Below are 19,678 nucleotides of genomic sequence, written 5' to 3' on the forward strand. Positions count from 1 at the left end.
TTCAATAAATATTATTTAAATTGAGATGTTTCGTAGGAGGAAAAGGAATGTTAAATAAAATAATTTTAATTACTGGTGGTACAGGTTCGTGGGGGCATGAACTTATAAAACAACTATTAGAAAAATCACCGAAAGAAATTAGAGTTTTTTCAAGAAATGAAACGGTCCAGTTTGAAATGCAGCAACAGTTTATAAATGATGATAGGCTAAAATTTATTATTGGAGATATTCGTGATAAAGATCAACTAGTCTATGCATGCCAAGGTGTACATTATGTATTCCATCTTGCAGCTTTAAAACACGTTCCAGTATGTGAGTATTATCCTTATGAAGCTATAAAAACTAACATACATGGTACGCAAAATGTAATTGAAGCCTCTACACAGACGCAAGTTGAAAAAGTTATATATGTTTCAACGGATAAAGCAGCTGATCCATCAAATACGTATGGGATGACAAAAGCAATTGGTGAAAAATTAATGGTTCATGCGAATATACAAACGAAGAAAACAAAATTCATTTGTGTTCGTGGTGGAAATGTTTTAGGAACGAGTGGAAGTGTAGTACCGCTTTTTAAACAACAAATTAAAAGATCTTCACAAGTAGGGATTACCGATGCGAATATGACTAGATTTTTCTTAACAGTTGAAGATGCTGTTGGATTGTTATTTAAAGCAGTATATCAAGGTAGAGGCGGGGAAATCTTTGTTATGAAAATGCCGGCATGTAAAATAACAGATTTAGCAGAAGTATTAATTGAAGATTCAAAAAAAGAAAACATTAAGGTGAAAGAGGTAGGGATAAGACCGGGTGAAAAATTAAGTGAAATGCTTCTATCTGAGGTAGAGAGTAAAACAAGTATAAGCTTTGATCAAAATTATTTTGTGGTACTACCGACGATTCCTATCGAAGGACTTCAAGAATATTATTCTAGCTATCCGCTAGTGGATGTGAAGAGTTTTAGTTCTCAACAAGACTTGCTTGCAAAACATGAGGTGAAACAAATGCTATTAAAAGGAGGGTTTTTGCGATGAAAAAAAATGCGAGCCTTTTAATAACTGGTGCAAATGGTTTCACAGGACGCCATGCTTGCCAATATTTTTTAGAGCAGGGCTTTCATGTAATTCCTATGTTTCAAAATCGTGCACATAGAGAAAAAATTAGAAATGGTATTACTTGTAATTTAACTAATAAGAGCGAAGTAATGAAGGTAATGAAACAAATAAAGCCAGACTACGTATTGCATTTAGCAGGAAGGAATTCGGTTATAGAATCTTGGACAGCTGCTCTTGAGTATATAGAGATTAATGTAATAGGAACGTTATATTTATTAGAAGCAATTAAGCAAGAAGCCTCGCATTGTAGAACATTAGTTATAGGATCTGCTTTGCAAGCAGATAGTATGAACGAAATAAAAATTTCAAATCCATATAGTTTAAGTAAAACGATGCAAGTCATTATTGCAGAGGCTTGGGGAGGATTAATGGATTCAAATATTATCATTGCAAAGCCCTCAAACTTAATTGGTCCAGGGGAATCGAATGGCATTTGTTCGATTCTCGCAAAGAAAATGATAGATATAGAATCAGGTAGAAGTAAAGCCATTATTGAAGTAAACAGTTTGAAAGATAGTAGAGATTTTCTAGATGTACGTGATGCGATTAAAGCGTATCATGTGTTATTACGAGATGGAATAAATGGAAAACAATATAATATCGGATCAGGAGTAAAACGATCTTTATTAAATGTACTAGAACAATATAAAGAATTAACACAGCTAAATTTTTTTATAGAGGAAACAGAGAAAAATGGGAGCGACTCAAATGAGAGTTTAGCAATAGAGGAGATAAAAAGGTTAGGTTGGATCCCAGAAATTGAATTTCATCAATCATTAAAAGATGTACTTGAGTATGCGAAGTGTAGTGACATCTGCATGCAATGAAAAACAAAAAAGGGTGTAAGAAATATATGAATGATTATGAAATAATAGATAATCAAAATACGCTATTTCTTTCAATTGTTGATACGTTGGATTGGAGAGATGAAGAAGCGCATGTATTGCGTCTTTATGAGGCAATACATAAATATCAAGCGTATGTAGAAGAAAAAAGGGTTAATCAAATAAAGTCAGCATTAGAGACGGAAACTAGATATGTGATTCAAATCTTTGCTCAATACGAGTGTAGTGAGTATGGAAATGATTTTTATGAACTCATTAAAGATCTTTTACAAGATATAGAGGTGGAGTTAAAGATTTATATAAAAAATAATAAGTTTATTTACATTTAAAAGGTAAAGAGATAGCTAGATTTTTAATAATAAAGGTGGGTATAAGTTATGAGCAAAACGATTCTTTTTACTGGGGGCGGTACAGCCGGACACGTTATGATTAATATTGTATTAATTCCTAAATTTATAGAGAAAGGCTGGAGAGTCGAGTATATTGGATCAAAAAATGGAATTGAAAAATCATTAGTGCAAAATGTTAAATACAATAGTGTTTCAACGGGCAAGCTTAGGAGATATTGGGATTGGGAAAATTTTAAAGATCCTTTTAAAATTATACGAGGTTGTTTACAAAGTTATAAATTAATTAAGAAAACAAAGCCTGACGTTATCTTTTCAGCAGGAGGATTTGTTTCAGTTCCTGTAGCTATAGGAGCATGGTTAAATCGTGTGCCTATAATTATACGTGAACCAGATAGCACATTAGGACTTGCCAATAAAATAGCATTACCTTTTGCTACAAAGCTATGCACAACATTTCCTCAGACAGGAGAAAATGTAAGTAATGAGAAGAAGGTTTATGTAGGACCAATTGTAAGGGAAGAAATTGAGAAGGGTAACGTATTACGAGGAAGAAGATATTGTGAATTTCAGCAAGATAAACCAGTATTATTAATTATGGGTGGGAGTCAAGGTGCTAAGTGGATAAATGATATGGTAAGGGAATGTTTAGATACAATACTATTAAATTTTAATATTATTCATATATGTGGTAAAGGAAAGGTAGACCCATCTATTGGCATGGAGGGGTATATGCAATTTGAATATATAGGCGACGAGTTGCCGCATATACTAAATATGGCAAGTGTTGTAGTTTCTAGAGCGGGTTCTACTGCTATTTCTGAATTGTTATTTTTGAAGAAACCGATGTTGCTTATCCCGTTAACTAACAGTTCCAGTAGGGGAGATCAAGTTTTAAATGCTGAATATTTTTCACGGCAAGGATATGCGGAAGTTATACTCCAAGACAGAGTAAGTACGAATACATTTATACATGCAGTAAATAAGTTGTATATAAATAAGGAGAAATATATTCAAAACATGAATGGGTATAAGAAAACAAATGATGAGGGGATTCATCAATTAATAGATATAATAAATGGAGTGGTGAATTAATAGAAATATAAATAGTAAAAAGGAAAGAAGGTATCTTCTTTCCTTTTTACTATATTTGTTCAAATTCATTATTATTTATTCTAATTAGTTATGTCCTATGGGTGAATGCCGTTTTCTAATAGCTCAGTAAATGCATGAATATGAATAGGTTTACTGTAATAATAACCTTGAATAAACTGACATTTATTTTTTTGAAGGAAATTTACGTGCTCTTTCGTTTCTACACCTTCAGCAATGACAGACATTCCTAATGTATTTGCTAATGTGATGATCGTTTTAATAATTTCCATTCCATCATCACATGTTTCAGACATTGTAATAAATTCTCTCGGGATTTTTAACGTATCAATTGGATACAAAGGTAAGTAGGCTAGCGAAGAATAACCTGTACCAAAATCGTCGATAGAAATGTGAATCCCTAAACTTTTTAGTGTACGCAGTTTTATCAATGTTTCTCGCTCATCCATCATTGCAATTCGCTCTGTTAATTCAAGATCAAGAGAGCTTGCTGGTAAACCTGTATTTGTTAAAGTAGAAGAAATAGATTTTACAAAATCCTCTTGTTCAAATTCTTTAGCAGATAAATTTACACCTATTTTTAAATGTGAATATCCGAGTGCGTGCCAACGTTTCATTTGCTTGCAAGCCTGCTCTAATGTCCATTTACCTATTGAAATAATTTGTAGTGTTTCTTCTGCAATCGGAATAAACTCGTATGGAGAAATAATACCTAATTCAGGATGATTCCACCTAATTAAAGCTTCTGCACCGATAATTTTATTAGATTCACTATCAACTTGAGGTTGATACAAAAGGAACAATTCTTCATTTTGTAGTGCGTTTGGTAAATCTTTTTCTAATCGTAATCGTCTTTCAATTTTTTTAGCGATTACATCGTCATAAATAGAGACAGAATTAAGCTCTTTTGCTTTTGCATCATACATTGCAACATTAGCGTTTTTCAGAAGTGTAGCGGTATCGATTCCGGAATGTGGATAAATAGCGATACCGATACTCAGTGATAAAGTTAATTTATGCTCATGTATGATAAATGATTTTTTCATGCATTCAAATAATTGGTTACATAATTGGAATAAGTAATCTTCGTCAGTATAGTTTTCAATTATGATTGTAAATTCATCGCCACCGATTCTTGAAAGATGAGTATGTGATGGAAGACATGATTGGAATCGCTTTGCTACTTCTTCTAAAATGTAATCTCCTGACGAATGTCCAAGTGTATCGTTAATTGCTTTAAAGCGATCTAAATCTAAATATAATAATGCAAACTCGCTTTCTGTTATTTTAGCATTTTTTATAACTCTCTTTAATTTCTTATGGAAAAAGGCACGGTTCCCAATTTTCGTTACAGTGTCATGGAATGCTAAATATTTTATTTCTTCTTGCTGTTTTTTTAGTGCAGTAATATCTTTCACCATAATATAGCTTCCTGAAATTTGTCCGTCTATTATAATAGGAATGATTGTAACGTATAAAAAATAAGTAAAGCCATCTTTATATTGAGAACTAAGTTGTAAGAATGCCGATTCTTGTTGTTTCACTTTTTCTAATGCCAATGCTAGCTTATGCTTATCTTCATCTAAAATGATCGAAAAACAAGTTTCGCCTAGTAACTCATCCGTTGGTGCCCCAAGTAGTACACTCCCAGCCTTATTTACATTTAAGAATGTTCCATTTAAATCAATGGTGAAAATAGGGTCAGGATGATATTCATATAATGATTTAAACTTTTGTTGTTTTTGAGAAAGAGCCTCTGATTTATGAACTAAATCAGACGTCCGTACAGTAACTTTTTCTTCTAGTTGGGCATTAAATGCCTGTAAACGTTTTGTTAAGGAATTGTTTTGCATACGTACGATAGAATGACGAATGAGTACGAAAATAAAAGTAATACAATTCCCTGTAATGAGAGTTGAAGATGATGTTTGTTCTTTTAATGTAAACCCGATTAGTATTGCAACAGCAAGATAGGGAAATACAACTAAAGCTTTTTTTCCTATTATAGGGTTTACAATGAAATAATTTTTATGGCTATTATGATCTTCTGAAATAGAGCCAGCTATTGCAATAAGTAATATAGGTATTCTATATAAAAGACGTAATAATATTATCGTTTCAGTTGATAAGTGGTTATTTAAGTAAAAATAAATATAGTTAAAAGTTGCAGAACTTATTAATACAAAAATAAAGATATAAATTTTCCGTTTGGAATTAAAAATTGTTGGACGGAAAAAGAGACTAACACCTAGCAGTAGAAATAATAAATCTGCAATTGGATATAAAAATGAAAGGAAAACATCTCCTAGTGAAAGAGCGAATATATTTAAATTTGGTTGATTAAATAAATACCATTCTAATGTAAATATGGAAGTAAGCACTATGCATATATCACAAATAAAGAACGCTTTTTCCCATTTATTGCATTCCTTTAAGATTTTATAGCAGAAAGCGATAAGACAGAAAAATAGAAAAAACATGTAAAATACATCAGAAATAGTAAAACGATCTATTGGAATTTCGAAGAAGCTATCTTGATATGTATATACTATTTTCCCTAATAAAAAACTACCAATTGCTATTGTAATACATATCCAAAATGGATTTGAACTGACTTTTTTAGAATATATAGAGTAAATCAGTGATACAAATGTAATAGCTTCGATGATAAGTGAAGCGAAGCGTACATCTGAATTTGAAAAATGAGTAGGGAACAGATAGAAAAACATAAAATAGATTGAATAGCATATTAATGTTCCGATTAATATACATAATTGTAAATTTTTATTTAATTTCAATGAAATCACCTTCTTTAATTATGCACTATGTTCGTTATATCTATACATAATAATATTATTTAAGAATTGTATCAGATTTCCTTATAAAAATCATGTTTATAAGGAAAGTGTTAAAGAGTGTAAGTATTCTTAAGGTTGAAAAAATATTGCGGTTGATAGTATAGACTGTATCAAGACTTTAAATAGAAATTGTATATTTAGTCATCCTTTGAATTGTAAAGTTTTTTTAGTGATTTGTAAGTGGAGATGCAAAATTGCATATAAAATGATGAGTATCTTTTTTGGTGAGCTTTTTATTTTTAATCTGAAAATTAATATTTGTGAAAATGTTGAGAAAAGATATAAAATAAGAACGTGTATTCTTACAGAGTGGAATAGTATTGCCACTAAATAGGGAGGCTTTTTTATGATATATCGAATTAAAGATGCAGAAATATACTATGAAATTGTGGGAGAGGGTAAACCGGTCATTATCATACATGGCTGCGCCCCTGACCATAGGTTAATGATGAAATGTATGGAATCAGTATTTCAGAAATATGAAGGTTATAAGCGAATATATATTGATTTACCTGGAATGGGAAAATCGAATGCTCCAAATTGGATAAATAGTTCAGATCGTATAGTAGAAGTGCTTATCACATTTATTGAGGAAATCATTTCTACTGAAAAATTTTTATTGGTAGGAGAATCATATGGAGGCTATTTAGCCAAAGGTATACTTACAAAGATGTTTGAGAGAGTTAGCGGATTATTATTAGTATGTCCTGTTGTTGTAGCGGAGCCAGAAAAAAGGATTCTTCCAGATAAACAGGTAATTGTACAAGATCAGGAATTTTTAAATACGCTCACTTCCGCAGAAAGAGAGGGGTTTTGTGAGTTAGCTGTAATAGCAAATGAATATACATATAAGCGATTTAAAGAAGAAATTAAGCCTGGGTTAGATGTTGCTAATTATGAATTTATTGAAAGGTTGCAAAAGAATTACTCTCTTGCTATGAATTTTCAGCATGAAAAATATGAAAATCCCGTTCTTTTACTGACTGGAAGACAAGATATATCAGTAGGTTATCAAAATATTATAGAAATTATTGAAGAATATCCAAGGGCAACATTAGCAGTGTTAGATATGGCAGGGCATAATTTACAAATTGAGCAGCCTGAATTATTTGAGAGTTTAGTAGGAGAATGGATTAGACGAACAAATCAGCACAGTTTATAAAGTATTTTAGTATTACCCCTAAGTGTTGAAATGGGATAAATGAACGTGATTTATTAACTTATCTCGCTATTTGCCGGGCAGCCCGATTAGTGAGGGCTGATTAAAGTTTCACTTTATAAAAAATTTTAAGGAGAAATTATGAGCACATATATTTATATGGTTAGACATGGTGAATCACCAAAACTAGAAGGAAATGAAAGAATGCGTGGATTAACTGAGAGGGGACATATGGATGCCCGTGGAGTAACTGACATATTAAAAGCGGAGAGGATTGATACTTTTATTTCCAGTCCTTATAATCGGGCTATGCTAACGATAGAGGAGTCAGCTAATTTCCATGAAAAAGAAATAGTAGTATATGAAAATCTTAAAGAGTGTATGTTTTCAAGTGAGGATCAGGTTATATCAGACAAGGAGGTGTATCCACTTGTACAGAAGATGTTCTCTAATCCGGACTTTGCACGAACGGAAGGAGAGTCATATGCAGATTGCCAGAGAAGAGTAGTGAAAGTATTAAAAGAAATCTTAATGGATTTTCGAGGATGCAAAATTGTAATTGGTACACATGGGCTTGTTATGACATTAATGATGAACTATTTTGATAAACAATATGGTTTTGAATTTTTAATGAATACGTCAAAACCGGATATATATAAGATGGAGTTTAAAGAAGAACAATTAATGAATATAAAGAGATTATGGAAAGCGGAATAAAATTAGTTGCATGGATTTTGTTGTAAAAGTTACTTTTATAGCAAAGTCTTTTTTTGAATAGAAAGCATCTTTATCAACTATTTTTAGAATGTTAAATCAATAAGTAATTATTCAGTATTTGAATAAATTATTGGGAAATTGGTTTAGGGAAACAATTTTAAATGTGTCAAAACTCCAAACGTTGGATTTATATTCAATAGGAGAAAAAGATGTAGAATTTTGTCTTACAGTCCCCGTTTACTTTTCATTTCATTACATATAGGCTTTGTGGTGTAAGGGAGGACATTACCTTTACGCAAAATCTATAAGGAGGTCATTGTAATGAAACAGATTAAAAAGTTTGCGGGAGTTGCTTTAGCGGGGACGATTGGATTAAGTGGACTACTGTTTTTAGAACCAAGTGTAAGCGTTGCGGAAGCACAGCAAGTGAAAGTAGAAAATTTCAATACAATTGATGTAACGATGAATCTAAATGAATTGTATGTATTAAGTGGCAGAAGCATTGATATTCTTTCTGGAGATAAAGAAGCAATTCAGTTAAATAAATACACAATTAGTTTTAATAAACCTGGGAAGTATGTGATTAAAGTAAATGGCTGTATTTATGATGATGTATATACTTTTATTGTAAATGAGTAGTATATATTCTTAAATTGCGAGATAAAAGCAGAAACACCCTATTTGCGATGAGAGTCGTAAATAGGGTGGATTTATTTGTATTAAGCTGTACTTTAAATATGTTCGCTAATTTTCTTTTTGCCATGTAAAGTATGTAAAAGTGTTTGAAACATCTTAAATGATTGCTGAAAGATTGGACTTTGAATAAAGGTGTACAGAAAAGTTACGATGAAAACAGGACCTCCTAGCATAAATCCAATAACTAGTACAATACATTCTACTATGATTCTAGCACGGCTAATAGAAAGTCCTGTTTTGTCTGAAATAGTAAGCATGAATCCATCACGGGGTCCAGCGCCAATCCCAGCCGCAACGTACATACCTCCCCCGATACCTGTAATGGCAATACCAGAAAATAAAATGAGTAAGTTTATCCATAAATAATTACTAGCGTCTGGAAGCATGTTTGATTGTAAGAAAAAGTCCATAATGGGACCGATAAGTAGTGCATTCAAAAATGTCCCCACATTTATATATTTTCGATCTACTAGTAAAGATATTAGAACGAGACATAACCCACATATGACACTCCACGTACCGATGGTCCATCCAAACTTTTGGTAGAGAGCCATATTTAAAACTTCCCAAGGGTGCAAGCCGAGAAATTTAACTTTGACTGCAAGAGCGTTTCCAAGGCCAAAGAAAATTAATCCTAAGAAAAAAAGAAAATAGCGAAAGAGAGTTAGCCTCATCTTTACAACCTCCCATATTTTATAATTATGTATGTTACCTGTTACAGTTTTAATGTACAAATATTATGTCTTTTTATCATTCGTTTAAAAGTGTTAACTATGTAAATGAAATATACATCTTCACAGTCAAAAAAGTTAAAATATTTCGTTTTAAGGATTATAATGGAGGGAGAAACATAAAAGGGAGTGAATGAACTTGAAACAAGAACTTATTGAAAGATTTACGAGATATGTAAAAATTGATACGCAATCAAATGAAGAAAGTCATACAGTACCAACAACACCAGGACAAATTGAGTTTGGTAAGTTATTAGTGGAAGAGCTAAAAGAAATTGGTTTAACAGAAGTAACGATGGATGATAATGGCTATGTAATGGCAACACTTCCAGCTAATACGGACAAGGATGTTCCTGTAATCGGATTTTTAGCCCATTTAGATACGGCAACAGACTTTACAGGGAAAAACGTCAAACCACAAATTCATGAAAATTTTGATGGTAATGCAATTACGTTAAATGAAGAGCTAAATGTTGTGTTAACACCAGAGCAGTTCCCGGAATTACCATCATATAAAGGACATACCATTATTACAACTGATGGTACAACACTTCTAGGAGCAGATGATAAAGCTGGTCTTACAGAAATTATGGTTGCAATGAACCATTTAATACATAATCCGCAAATTAAGCACGGGAAAATAAGAGTAGCATTTACACCGGATGAAGAAATTGGTCGTGGGCCAGCGCATTTTGATGTAGAAGCGTTTGGTGCATCATTCGCTTATACGATGGATGGAGGTCCATTAGGTGGTTTAGAGTATGAAAGTTTTAATGCTGCAGGTGCTAAGTTAACGTTTAACGGAACGAATACACATCCTGGAACAGCGAAAAATAAAATGCGCAATGCTACTAAACTTGCTATGGAGTTTAATGGGTATTTACCAGTAGAAGAGGGGCCAGAATATACAGAAGGCTATGAAGGATTCTATCATTTACTTTCTTTAAATGGTGATGTTGAGCAAAGTAAAGCGTATTATATTATTCGAGACTTTGATCGTGAAAATTTTGAGGCACGTAAAAATAACGTTAAAAATATTGTGAAGACTATGCAAGAAAAATATGGCGAAGATGCAGTCGTTTTAGAAATGAATGATCAATACTATAACATGCTTGAAAAAATTGAACCGGTAAGAGAAATTGTTGATATTGCATATGAAGCAATGAAAAGTTTAGACATTGAACCAAATATTCATCCGATTCGCGGAGGCACAGATGGATCACAATTATCATATATGGGATTACCGACGCCGAATATTTTCACTGGTGGTGAAAACTATCACGGTAAATTTGAGTATGTTTCGGTAGATACTATGGAAAAAGCCGTTCAAGTCATTGTGGAAATTGCAAGACGTTTTGAGGAGCAAGCTTAAAAAAGAACCAAGTAGTACGAATGTGCTACTTGGTTCTTTTAATATAGTACTCGCCACAAATAAAAAGTCGCATAAGACTCCCAATTAGCCCAGTTTGCCGCGAAATCTTTTATTTCATTTTTTGTCGGTTTATTTTCGGAACCTGTTATAAATTTAATTGCATTATGCAGACCAACATCATCAATTGGAAAAGCCGAAGGAAATCTTAAACAACGCATTAAAACATAGTTGGCAGTCCATGGTCCTATACCATGGATAGCAGTTAATTGTTTCTCAGCAACCTTTACATCTTGTGTTTGCAGTAAATCCTCTTTTGATAATTTTCTCTCTGTAATAAGCTTCGCAATACCGATTAAATATTCACATTTTCTAGTCGTCATTTTTAATTGTTGAAGATTTTCTACATGTAGATTTGCAATTGTTTCAGGTGATGGGAATATCCAATGTTTTCTACCGTCCCATTCTACATAACTTCCAAATTGCTCAACTAATCTCCTTTTTAGCGTATAAGCATATGTTAGGTTAATTTGTTGACCGATAATTCCCCAGGAAAGTGCCTCAAATAAGTCTGGAATGCCTAAAGTACGAAGGCCATAATATTGTTCAATTGGTCCTTGAAGGAGTAAATCATGTTTAGCTAATGTATAAAATGGGGCTAAATCAGTAGTTAAATCAAACCATTCTTTTACATAGTTAACTACAGCTTCACGTATCGATTTTTCAGATGTATATGGTTCTTCTAAACAACGTATTTGAATATTTCCATCTGTATTCACACTAATTTCAACTAAAGGATTTACATCTTGAACAGGGATAACTTTATAAATTTTGTTATCTTCAATATGGAACATACATTCATTGTTAGAACGTGATAGATAACGTAAATTTTCTTGGAAACAAAATTCTTTTGGAACTGCTATAGATAATGCGCTATTATATTCTGTTGTCATATGAATTCCACCTGCAACTTTTCTAATGTAAGCAATTTTTTCTTCATTTCTAATCCGCCCCTAAATCCGGTTAGTTTCCCATTCTTCCCAATAACGCGGTGACAAGGAATGGTAATAAGAAGAGGGTTAGCAGCAATAGCAGAAGCAACGGCGCGCGCAGCTTTAGGTTTTTGAATTCTTTCAGCAATTTCTGTATAAGAATATGTCTTTCCATAAGGAATTTCACGTACCGTATTCCAAACAGATAATTGGAAATTAGTTCCATAAGAATCGATAGGAAATGTGAAAGTTTCTCGCTTGTTTTCTAAATACTCGATAACTTCTTGCGTATATATTTGCAAGTAATCTGGACTATGGGTCAATATATGTTGGGGCAGTTTTTTTCTAGCCCATATATTTAATTCTTCAAAGTTTTCGTCTTGTGATCCAATGAAACATAGTCCATTTTCAGTTGCAGCAATATGAAATCGCCAATTTTTATGTGTAAGTAGCGTCCAATATATATAATTATTTTTGTAGGAATTCATTATCGTATCCCTCTTTCATTTCGTTCTTTTTTCGATATTCAGTAGGAGTAAATCCGGTTTTCTTTTTAAATAAAGTAGCGAAATACTCTGGGTTTTCTATCCCGACAGCAGTACTAATTTCTTTAATAGATTGATTTGTTTGTAAAAGGTATTCGGTTGCTTTAAGAACCCTGAATTGTTGTATATATTCTATAGGAGTTAACCCTATTATTCTTTTGAAAGTACGTTGTAAATGAAAAGGGCTACCGTGACACATTTCCGCAAGCATGTCGAGAGTTAAGGATTCGTCATAATGCTTTTCGATATAGTCTTTAATTTGTTCTACCCACTCTTCATTAGGTAAAGTGATCCCATTTGGCTTACAACGTTTGCACGGGCGAAAGTTCTCACTTAATGCTTGCTCTGCATGATGAAAAATTCGTACATTGTTTCTATTCGGTATTCTTGATTTGCATGATGGTCTGCAAAAGATTCCAGTTGATTTCACAGCATAAAAGAATTTGCTATCATAGGAAGAATCATTATGAATAATTGCTTGCCAATACTCATTTGTTAATGTAACTCCTTCATTGTGCATAGAACATCACCTCTGAAATTAGTATAACCTGAATAAAGTGCGTATGTATGTATTCATAAATGTAAGAGCAAGATTACAAAGGTGAAAATATGATTGTTTTCTATTTTGTGATAGCATGAAATTTGGAAATAAACATCAAGAGGAGGACTATAAATGAAGTTAATTTCATGGAATGTAAATGGTTTGCGAGCTGTTATCGCAAAAGGTGGATTTTTGGAATATCTTGAGGAATCAAGTGCTGACATATTTTGTCTACAAGAGATTAAATTACAAGAAGGGCAAATGGATTTAAATTTAGAGGGATATTATACATACTGGAATTATGCTGTGAAAAAAGGATATTCAGGAACTGCTATTTTTTCGAAAAAAGAACCGCTTTCAGTTACATATGGTTTAGGCATTGAAGAGCATGATCAAGAAGGGCGACTTATTACTTTAGAATTCGAAGATTTTTACATGATAACGTTATATACACCAAATTCAAAACGTGGATTAGAACGATTAGATTATAGAATGAAATGGGAAGATGATTTCAGGTCCTATATCAAACGATTAGATGAGAAGAAACCAGTTATTTTTTGTGGAGACTTAAATGTTGCTCATAAAGAAATCGATTTGAAAAATCCGAAAAGTAATCGTAAAAATCCTGGATTCTCTGATGAGGAACGAGAGAAATTTTCATGTATTTTAGAAGAAGGATTTATTGATACATATCGTTACCTTTATCCTAATCAAGAAGGTGCATACTCGTGGTGGTCGTATCGTATGGGCGCGAGAGCGAAAAATATCGGATGGCGTTTAGATTATTTTGTTGTTTCGGAAAGAATGAAAGACCAAATAACAGAAGCGAAAATTAATAGTGAAGTAATGGGGTCAGACCATTGTCCAGTTGAATTACATATAAATTTCTAAAAAAAGAAGTATCTCCCTAATATTAGGGAGATACTTCTTTTTTTAATTCAGTTTGTTAAAATTTTTCAAATCATTCTTGAAATAATTTCATATTAAATATATACTTAGTAACGATAATCATTATCAGTGAAAATGATTATCAAGTGATGAAGGTGTAAAAGAATTATAGTCTAGGGGAAGTGAACGGGAATGAGTTCTGGATAAAATTATTAATCTAATGAAATATATATGGGACAAGGTTCATATAGTTAAATTTTATTGAGAATATAGTTTGAAAATTCGAGAGGAGACATATAAAGATGAACAAGAAATTATTTACTTTAGGGATGGTTACAGTTTTAAGTGTAGGTTTAGCGGCATGTAATAGTGCGGATAAAACTTCAGGCGAGCAAAAACAACAGACAAAAGCTACGGAAACGAAAAAAGATGAAAAACGAAAAATCACATATTTAGGTAAAGAGTATACAGTGCCAGCAAAAGTAGATAAAATTGCGACAGCTAGTTTAGAGTCAATGGAAGATGCGGCAGTACTTGGAATTAAACCAGTTGGTGCCATTACTGTAGGTGGTAAATTACCAAAATATCTTGAAAAAGAGTTAGAAGGTGCGAAATCTGTTGGTGAGAAAATGCAACCCAATTTCGAAACATTACTACAATTAAAACCAGATGTTATTACATCGAGTACGAAATTCCCAGCAGAAACAGCTGAAAAGTTTACGAAAGTAGCTCCTACATTCCCGGTATCACACGTTTCAACAAATTGGGAAGATAACTTAAAGTTAATGGGAGAATTAACTGGTAAAAAAGATAAAGCAGAAAAAATTATTAAGGATTACAATTCGGACGCTGAAAAAGCAAAAGCAAAACTAGGAGATAAGTTAAAAGATAAAAAAGTACTTGTCATAAGACTAAGAGCAAACGAATTATTCCTATATCCAGAAGGAGTATACTTCAACCCTGTAATTTATAAAGATCTTGGACTAACTGCTCCAGAACAATTGAAAACTGTAAAAGCACAAGAGAAAATTTCATTTGAAAAACTTGCTGAACTTAACCCGGATTATATTTTCTTACAATATGAGGCAAGTGAAAATAAAAACCCGAAAGTGTTAGAAGAAATTGAAAGTAATCCAATTTGGCAAAGTATGAATGCTGCGAAGGAAAAGAAAGTATTTGTAAATGTTGTAGATCCAATGGCACAAGGTGGTACAGCTTGGAGTAAAACAGCATTCTTAAAAGAAGCCGTGAAAAATTTATCTAAATAATACAATAAGTAAGGTGCGTTGAATGATATGCAGAAAACAAATGCAGTACCAGTAACTATATTATGTATAGCACCCATACTCATCTTATTTACAGTTATACTTTCGATTTTGTATGGGGCAAAAAGTATTGACGCTGAAACAGTGTGGAACGCATTATTTCATTTTGATTCAAGCGATGTAAATCATAATATTATTATTACTTCACGTTTGCCAAGGGTAGTTGCAGCTCTTTTAGTCGGAGCATTTCTAGCCATATCAGGAGCACTTATGCAGGGGATGACAAGAAACTATCTTGCATCCCCTTCTATTATGGGTGTGACGGATGGCGCTGCCTTTGTTATTACACTTAGCATGATTTTTCTTCCGGGAATGTCATCAATTGGTATGGTTTTATGTTCAATGATTGGTTCTGCACTAGGAGCCGGTATCGTGTTTGGTTTTGGTTCGCTCCTTCAAAATGGCTTATCACCAGTTAGGTTAGCGATTATAGGAACAGTTATTGGAACATTTTTAAGTAGTGCATCGGCTGCAATGGCTTCGTATTTCCAAATTTCTCAAAATGTTAGTTTTTGGTTTAATGCAAAGTTAGATCAAGTAGATCCTAATATCATTAAAATCACGATACCGTTTGGGATAATTGGAATAATTTTAGCACTGTTAATATCAAAATCTATTACCATTCTTTCATTAGGCGAAGAGGTTTCTATTAATTTAGGGCAACGTACAAAACTAGTTAAAGCGATGGCAATTTTATCGGTAATTTTCTTAACAGGAACAGCAGTTGCTTTAGTGGGGAAAGTTGGTTTTGTAGGTTTAATTATTCCGCACATTACGCGCTTTATAATTGGGGTAGATTATAAGTGGATTTTGCCATGTGCAGGTGTTATTGGTGGCGTTTTCTTAGCGTTATGTGACGTTTTGAGTAGATTTGTAAACTATCCATTTGAAACACCTATTGGAGTCGTTACCTCTTTAATTGGAATTCCTTTCTTCCTTTATTTAATCCGTACTAGAGGAGGAGAGAGACATGCCTAAAAGTTCAAGTCAACGTTTCGGAATGACGATGGGGATTATTATATTTTTAATACTATGTGCTATTTATATTAGTTTAACAAATGGTACGTTCGATATTACGATTACAGATGTATTTAAAACACTGTTTAGAATTGATCCAGTACCAGAACATGATTTAGTTATTTTTGAGTTTCGCCTTCCGCGCATCGTAATTGCTGGATTAGTAGGATTAGGCCTTGGTGTTGCGGGTGCCGTTATTCAAGGGATTACGAGAAATGGGTTGGCGGACCCAGGTATTTTAGGCGTAAATGCCGGAGCAGGAACAGCGATTGTCATTTTTATGTTTTTCTTTCAAGGGCAATTAAAAAGCACAGACTGGGTTTCTATTATGATGATGCCAATGTTTGGTTTAGTAGGCGGATTAGGTGCAGCTATCATCATTTATCTGTTTTCTTGGAAAAACGGTAAATTAGATTCGCAGCGACTTTTATTAACAGGGATTGCAATTGGATCAGGATTTGGAGCCTTTTCTATGTACTTATCACTCAAAATGAAGTCAACTGATTTTGAAATGGCTGCAGTGTGGGTGTCTGGAAGCATATATAGTGCAAACTGGAAGTATATTGTGGCTATGTTACCATGGCTTATTATCTTAATTCCGCTTATACAAAAGAAAGCTTATTTATTAGATTTATTTCAATTGGAAGAAACGAGTATTACAAGTTTAGGTGTTTCAGTAGAAAGAGAGAAATCGATTTTACTATTAAGTAGTATCGGGCTTGTGAGCGCATGTGTTGCTGTTTCAGGGAGTATCGGTTTTATTGGCTTAATGGCACCGCATATAGCGAAAAGGCTTGTCGGTATTCAACATAAGTATATAATTCCTACGTGCGGCGTAATCGGAATGTTTCTTGTAATTGCTTCAGACTTTATTGCGAAAACAGTTTTTACACCTGTAGAGCTACCAGTTGGAATCGTTATTTCTATTGTCGGTGTACCGTATTTCTTATATTTACTTTATAAGGCGAAAGCGTAAGAGGAGGAATAAAAGTGAGTATTTTAAGTGCAAAAAATTTAGAAACAAGTTATGAAAAGCTTACAGTGTTTCGCGATTTAAATGTGGAAATACAAGAAGGAAAAGTAACGACAATTATAGGTCCAAACGGTTGCGGTAAATCGACATTGTTAAAAACAATGGGAAGAATTTTAAAACAAAAAAGCGGTAAAGTATATTTGCAAGGACAGGATTTACATACAATTCCAACGAAAGAAATTGCGAAGCAGTTAGCTTTACTCCCGCAAACTCCAATTGCACCAGGTGAGCTTAAAGTGGAAGAATTAATTTCTTATGGACGCTATCCACATCGAAATAACGTAAATAAGTTAACGACAAAAGATAAAGAAATGATTGATTGGGCATTAGATATAACGAAAACTTCTGAATTTCGAACGAGACAAATTGCAAATTTATCAGGTGGTCAAAGACAAAAGGTATGGCTAGCGATGGCATTAGCACAAGAGACAGAAGTGTTGCTATTAGATGAGCCAACTACATACCTTGATATGTCTCATCAATTAGATGTATTACAAATTGTGGAGAAGTTAAATAAAGAACATAATTGTACGGTTGTTATGGTATTACATGATATTAACCATGCAGCAAGATTTTCAGATGAAATTATTGCAATGAAGGAAGGAGAAATTGTTACAACTGGTAGCCCGGAAGAAATCATTACAAATGAAGTGTTAAAAGAAGTATTTCATATTGATGCACGTGTCATGATTGATCCGTATAACGGGGCTCCTGTTTGTTTCGGTTATGATAGCGTTGTATCTCAAGAAGAAAAAATCGAAATATATGTAACAAGTTAAAAAAGGGGGGATAGGGTGAATACTACAGTTGAAAAACAGCAGATTATAACATCTAATACAGAGCAGTGGAAAATGTATTCAAAATTAGAAGGTAAGGAATATCAAATTCATATTTCAAAGCCGAGGCAACCAGCACCGGATTCAGGATATCCTGTCATTTACGTATTAGATGGCAATGCCTTTTTTCAAACATTTCATGAAGCAGTTAAAATACAATCAGTAAGAGCGGAAAAAACCGGTGTTTCACCAGCTATTATAGTAGGAGTGGGTTATCCAATTGAAGGCGCATTTTCAGGGGAAGAAAGGTGCTATGATTTTACGCCTAGCGTAATTTCAAAAGATGCCCCTTTAAAACCAGACGGTAAACCGTGGCCTAAAACAGGAGGAGCACATAATTTCTTTACTTTTATTGAAGAAGAACTGAAACCACAAATTGAAAAGAATTTTGAGATTGATAAAGGTAAGCAAACTTTATTTGGGCATTCGTTAGGTGGCCTATTCGCTTTGCATATAGTATTTACAAACTTGAATGCTTTTCAAAATTATTTTATTAGTAGTCCATCTATATGGTGGAATAATAAATCCGTTCTTAAAAAAGAAGAGAACCTTATAATTGAATTAAACAATGCTAAGTTTGAAACAGGAGTGTTCCTTACAGTTGGATCACTTGAACGAGGGCATATGGTTGTAGGTGCAAATGAATTATCAGAGCGCCTTCTCCAAGTAAACCACGATAAACTTAAATTTAAGTTTTATGAAGCTGAAGGGGAGAATCATGCATCTGTTGTGCCGACGTCTTTAAGTAAAGGATTGAGGTTTATTAGTTACGTATAGGAAAAAAGGTTATGGATAAAACATTCCATAACCTTTTTTAATATGTAGAATTGTCCTTTTCGAAAGTTTTGTTTCAACTTTTCGTCTAAAGAGACAAAAAGTTGTCACAAATCGGTCACAATTAGCATAAACATAAAATAGACGAAATGAACTTATTTCCAAAAAGGCTTGGTTTATTTCAATCATGATTCGTAGAGTTGAAAAAGCATGGATTAAAAGTTCACTATATTCCCAAGGAGGTAGATCGTATGAAAACTATTCTTGCTATCGCTGGACTTATTTGGGTTCTATCGCATGGCATTCCAATTTATGAAGGAGAACAAATTCGCAGTGCTCTAAATAAAAATTTTAATGAATATCATATCATTGATCGGCAAGATAATGTTGTGACAGTTCGAGTAAATGACTGTTTTCATACGGTAACCGTTGAAGGAACTTCAGTAGTGAATGATACAAAAGTATGTGATCAGCAATAATTATATATGGAAAGAAAAATTCTTGGATTAAATATCTGAAAATTTAAATTTAAACATTATAGACGAAGAATAAGCGGGGGCGGGTAATCCCCGCTTATTCTTGTTTCACTTTATTGAATTTTGATGAGAGATATAATGATTTTTTTGGCAAAAAGGAAAGGGTATACTGAAAATTGAGATTAAGAAGCTAATGAGTTGTTAAGAATAATCATAAAGTGTAAATATACTCTTATGGGGTATCATGCGTAGATATTTAATGCTATAATTGGTATACTCATAAAAAACAATTGTTTTATTG

At 33.1% G+C, this 19,678-nt stretch carries 20 protein-coding genes; 15 read left to right on the forward strand and 5 right to left on the reverse strand.

Annotation, left to right across the window (positions count from 1 at the left end; all coding sequences use genetic code 11):
• Nucleotides 1-47: 47 nt before the first annotated feature.
• The 4 genes from ACQRBL_RS17890 to ACQRBL_RS17905 are packed head-to-tail and all read left to right on the forward strand — an operon-like array spanning nucleotide 48 to nucleotide 3,402.
• Complete coding sequence (locus tag ACQRBL_RS17890) at nucleotides 48-1,034, forward strand: UDP-N-acetylglucosamine 4,6-dehydratase family protein (RefSeq protein ID WP_097920681.1); 987 nt, start codon at nucleotides 48-50, stop codon at nucleotides 1,032-1,034.
• A complete protein-coding gene (locus tag ACQRBL_RS17895; protein WP_000739091.1) occupies nucleotides 1,031-1,942 on the forward strand; it encodes an NAD-dependent epimerase/dehydratase family protein in 912 nt (303 codons plus the stop codon). Before ACQRBL_RS17890 ends, ACQRBL_RS17895 begins: the two co-directional genes overlap by 4 nt.
• A complete protein-coding gene (locus tag ACQRBL_RS17900) occupies nucleotides 1,939-2,289 on the forward strand; it encodes a DUF6572 domain-containing protein (RefSeq protein WP_002094117.1) in 351 nt (116 codons plus the stop codon). Before ACQRBL_RS17895 ends, ACQRBL_RS17900 begins: the two co-directional genes overlap by 4 nt.
• A gap of 48 nt (nucleotides 2,290-2,337) precedes the next feature.
• Nucleotides 2,338-3,402: an undecaprenyldiphospho-muramoylpentapeptide beta-N-acetylglucosaminyltransferase gene (locus tag ACQRBL_RS17905; RefSeq protein WP_000047555.1), complete on the forward strand. Its 1,065-nt coding sequence runs from the start codon at nucleotides 2,338-2,340 to the stop codon at nucleotides 3,400-3,402.
• 95 nt (nucleotides 3,403-3,497) lie between these two features.
• Here the strand turns inward: ACQRBL_RS17905 and ACQRBL_RS17910 are convergent, their stop codons facing one another.
• Nucleotides 3,498-6,218 carry a sensor domain-containing protein gene (locus ACQRBL_RS17910; RefSeq protein WP_141435867.1) on the reverse strand — a complete coding sequence of 907 codons (2,721 nt, stop codon included), beginning with the start codon at nucleotides 6,216-6,218 and terminating at the stop codon, nucleotides 3,498-3,500.
• A gap of 406 nt (nucleotides 6,219-6,624) precedes the next feature.
• Between ACQRBL_RS17910 and ACQRBL_RS17915 the strand changes: the two genes are divergently transcribed.
• The 3 genes from ACQRBL_RS17915 (at nucleotide 6,625) to ACQRBL_RS17925 (ending at nucleotide 8,793) form a co-directional block, all read left to right on the forward strand.
• Complete coding sequence (locus tag ACQRBL_RS17915; RefSeq protein ID WP_411996274.1) at nucleotides 6,625-7,440, forward strand: alpha/beta fold hydrolase; 816 nt, start codon at nucleotides 6,625-6,627, stop codon at nucleotides 7,438-7,440.
• A 138-nt stretch (nucleotides 7,441-7,578) separates the two neighbouring features.
• Entirely contained in the window at nucleotides 7,579-8,154 is a 576-nt protein-coding gene (locus ACQRBL_RS17920) for a histidine phosphatase family protein (protein ID WP_097920683.1), read from the forward strand.
• A gap of 321 nt (nucleotides 8,155-8,475) precedes the next feature.
• The gene (locus tag ACQRBL_RS17925) at nucleotides 8,476-8,793 is read left to right on the forward strand and encodes a hypothetical protein (RefSeq protein ID WP_000809495.1); all 318 of its coding nucleotides are present in this window, start codon (nucleotides 8,476-8,478) and stop codon (nucleotides 8,791-8,793) included.
• Between the two features lie 92 nt (nucleotides 8,794-8,885).
• Here the strand turns inward: ACQRBL_RS17925 and ACQRBL_RS17930 are convergent, their stop codons facing one another.
• The gene (locus tag ACQRBL_RS17930; RefSeq protein WP_001241256.1) at nucleotides 8,886-9,524 is read right to left on the reverse strand and encodes a YczE/YyaS/YitT family protein; all 639 of its coding nucleotides are present in this window, start codon (nucleotides 9,522-9,524) and stop codon (nucleotides 8,886-8,888) included.
• Between the two features lie 196 nt (nucleotides 9,525-9,720).
• On the opposite strand from ACQRBL_RS17930, the gene pepT reads away from it, so the two are divergent.
• The gene (gene pepT / locus ACQRBL_RS17935) at nucleotides 9,721-10,953 is read left to right on the forward strand and encodes a peptidase T (RefSeq protein ID WP_411996275.1); all 1,233 of its coding nucleotides are present in this window, start codon (nucleotides 9,721-9,723) and stop codon (nucleotides 10,951-10,953) included.
• 38 nt (nucleotides 10,954-10,991) lie between these two features.
• Here the strand turns inward: pepT and ACQRBL_RS17940 are convergent, their stop codons facing one another.
• The 3 genes from ACQRBL_RS17940 to ACQRBL_RS17950 are packed head-to-tail and all read right to left on the reverse strand — an operon-like array spanning nucleotide 10,992 to nucleotide 13,007.
• Nucleotides 10,992-11,903: a DNA glycosylase gene (locus tag ACQRBL_RS17940; RefSeq protein ID WP_023522808.1), complete on the reverse strand. Its 912-nt coding sequence runs from the start codon at nucleotides 11,901-11,903 to the stop codon at nucleotides 10,992-10,994.
• Nucleotides 11,900-12,430 carry a methylated-DNA--[protein]-cysteine S-methyltransferase gene (locus ACQRBL_RS17945; RefSeq protein WP_411996276.1) on the reverse strand — a complete coding sequence of 177 codons (531 nt, stop codon included), beginning with the start codon at nucleotides 12,428-12,430 and terminating at the stop codon, nucleotides 11,900-11,902. The genes ACQRBL_RS17940 and ACQRBL_RS17945 overlap by 4 nt, the downstream gene beginning before the upstream one ends.
• Nucleotides 12,411-13,007, reverse strand: coding sequence for a bifunctional transcriptional activator/DNA repair enzyme AdaA (locus ACQRBL_RS17950; protein WP_016123262.1), 597 nt, complete (start codon nucleotides 13,005-13,007; stop codon nucleotides 12,411-12,413). The genes ACQRBL_RS17945 and ACQRBL_RS17950 overlap by 20 nt, the downstream gene beginning before the upstream one ends.
• 153 nt (nucleotides 13,008-13,160) lie before the next feature.
• On the opposite strand from ACQRBL_RS17950, the gene ACQRBL_RS17955 reads away from it, so the two are divergent.
• The 7 genes from ACQRBL_RS17955 to ACQRBL_RS17985 all read left to right on the forward strand — a co-directional run bounded on the left by ACQRBL_RS17955 (nucleotide 13,161) and on the right by ACQRBL_RS17985 (nucleotide 19,380).
• On the forward strand, nucleotides 13,161-13,919 hold the full coding sequence (locus ACQRBL_RS17955) for an exodeoxyribonuclease III (protein WP_411996277.1): 759 nt from the start codon (nucleotides 13,161-13,163) through the stop codon (nucleotides 13,917-13,919).
• Nucleotides 13,920-14,218: 299 nt separating this feature from the next.
• Nucleotides 14,219-15,184, forward strand: coding sequence for an iron-hydroxamate ABC transporter substrate-binding protein (locus ACQRBL_RS17960; protein ID WP_001035506.1), 966 nt, complete (start codon nucleotides 14,219-14,221; stop codon nucleotides 15,182-15,184).
• Nucleotides 15,185-15,211: 27 nt separating this feature from the next.
• Entirely contained in the window at nucleotides 15,212-16,219 is a 1,008-nt protein-coding gene (locus tag ACQRBL_RS17965) for a FecCD family ABC transporter permease (RefSeq protein WP_023522807.1), read from the forward strand.
• On the forward strand, nucleotides 16,212-17,234 hold the full coding sequence (locus ACQRBL_RS17970) for a FecCD family ABC transporter permease (protein ID WP_023522806.1): 1,023 nt from the start codon (nucleotides 16,212-16,214) through the stop codon (nucleotides 17,232-17,234). The genes ACQRBL_RS17965 and ACQRBL_RS17970 overlap by 8 nt, the downstream gene beginning before the upstream one ends.
• A gap of 14 nt (nucleotides 17,235-17,248) precedes the next feature.
• Complete coding sequence (locus ACQRBL_RS17975; protein ID WP_000025764.1) at nucleotides 17,249-18,070, forward strand: ABC transporter ATP-binding protein; 822 nt, start codon at nucleotides 17,249-17,251, stop codon at nucleotides 18,068-18,070.
• A 15-nt stretch (nucleotides 18,071-18,085) separates the two neighbouring features.
• A complete protein-coding gene (locus ACQRBL_RS17980; RefSeq protein WP_411996278.1) occupies nucleotides 18,086-18,904 on the forward strand; it encodes an alpha/beta hydrolase in 819 nt (272 codons plus the stop codon).
• A gap of 248 nt (nucleotides 18,905-19,152) precedes the next feature.
• Nucleotides 19,153-19,380: a hypothetical protein gene (locus ACQRBL_RS17985; protein ID WP_000849103.1), complete on the forward strand. Its 228-nt coding sequence runs from the start codon at nucleotides 19,153-19,155 to the stop codon at nucleotides 19,378-19,380.
• The last annotated feature ends 298 nt before the right edge of the window (nucleotides 19,381-19,678 follow it).

It is taken from the genome of Bacillus sp. AF62 (assembly GCF_050312695.1).
Classification (GTDB): domain Bacteria; phylum Bacillota; class Bacilli; order Bacillales; family Bacillaceae_G; genus Bacillus_A; species Bacillus_A cereus.

Excerpts from the sequence above, each read along its gene's own strand:
- ACQRBL_RS17900 (WP_002094117.1), top strand. The coding sequence starts at position 1,939 with ATGAAAAACAAAAAAGGGTGTAAGAAATATATGAATGATTATGAAATA.
- ACQRBL_RS17970 (WP_023522806.1), top strand. The coding sequence starts at position 16,212 with ATGCCTAAAAGTTCAAGTCAACGTTTCGGAATGACGATGGGGATTATT.
- ACQRBL_RS17960 (WP_001035506.1), top strand. The coding sequence starts at position 14,219 with ATGAACAAGAAATTATTTACTTTAGGGATGGTTACAGTTTTAAGTGTA.
- ACQRBL_RS17950 (WP_016123262.1), bottom strand. The coding sequence starts at position 13,007 with ATGCACAATGAAGGAGTTACATTAACAAATGAGTATTGGCAAGCAATT.
- ACQRBL_RS17955 (WP_411996277.1), top strand. The coding sequence starts at position 13,161 with ATGAAGTTAATTTCATGGAATGTAAATGGTTTGCGAGCTGTTATCGCA.
- ACQRBL_RS17985 (WP_000849103.1), top strand. The coding sequence starts at position 19,153 with ATGAAAACTATTCTTGCTATCGCTGGACTTATTTGGGTTCTATCGCAT.
- ACQRBL_RS17925 (WP_000809495.1), top strand. The coding sequence starts at position 8,476 with ATGAAACAGATTAAAAAGTTTGCGGGAGTTGCTTTAGCGGGGACGATT.
- ACQRBL_RS17940 (WP_023522808.1), bottom strand. The coding sequence starts at position 11,903 with ATGACAACAGAATATAATAGCGCATTATCTATAGCAGTTCCAAAAGAA.
- ACQRBL_RS17965 (WP_023522807.1), top strand. The coding sequence starts at position 15,212 with ATGCAGAAAACAAATGCAGTACCAGTAACTATATTATGTATAGCACCC.
- ACQRBL_RS17915 (WP_411996274.1), top strand. The coding sequence starts at position 6,625 with ATGATATATCGAATTAAAGATGCAGAAATATACTATGAAATTGTGGGA.
- ACQRBL_RS17905 (WP_000047555.1), top strand. The coding sequence starts at position 2,338 with ATGAGCAAAACGATTCTTTTTACTGGGGGCGGTACAGCCGGACACGTT.
- ACQRBL_RS17930 (WP_001241256.1), bottom strand. The coding sequence starts at position 9,524 with ATGAGGCTAACTCTCTTTCGCTATTTTCTTTTTTTCTTAGGATTAATT.
- ACQRBL_RS17890 (WP_097920681.1), top strand. The coding sequence starts at position 48 with ATGTTAAATAAAATAATTTTAATTACTGGTGGTACAGGTTCGTGGGGG.
- ACQRBL_RS17945 (WP_411996276.1), bottom strand. The coding sequence starts at position 12,430 with ATGAATTCCTACAAAAATAATTATATATATTGGACGCTACTTACACAT.
- ACQRBL_RS17895 (WP_000739091.1), top strand. The coding sequence starts at position 1,031 with ATGAAAAAAAATGCGAGCCTTTTAATAACTGGTGCAAATGGTTTCACA.
- ACQRBL_RS17920 (WP_097920683.1), top strand. The coding sequence starts at position 7,579 with ATGAGCACATATATTTATATGGTTAGACATGGTGAATCACCAAAACTA.